General features: G+C 52.1%; 1 pseudogene. It reads left to right on the forward strand.

Annotation, left to right across the window (positions count from 1 at the left end):
* Nucleotides 1-261 (forward strand): annotated as a pseudogene (locus DWX32_RS20390) (MobQ family relaxase); the annotation flags it as partial.

Raw genomic sequence — 261 nt, forward strand, 5'->3', positions numbered from 1 at the left:
ATTTTTCAAGAAAACAAAGGAGAAATTCAAGCAGGAACACCCGGAGGTTGCCCGGTATGAGAAAGCCGCCGCCTACCTTGCCAAGCACCCGGACGATAAGGACAGCACCCAAAAGGAACTGCAACAGGAGCAGGAAAAACTTCTCAGCGAAATCGCAGAGCTGAAAGTACCGCTGACAGAGGTGCAGGAGGATTTGAAGAAGCTGCGGGATATCCGCTACTGGGTACGGAAAGCCACACCCGGCACAGAGGAAAGCAAAGA

The sequence above is a fragment of the Blautia sp. AF19-13LB genome (assembly GCF_003479105.1).
Taxonomy (GTDB): domain Bacteria; phylum Bacillota; class Clostridia; order Lachnospirales; family Lachnospiraceae; genus Fusicatenibacter; species Fusicatenibacter saccharivorans.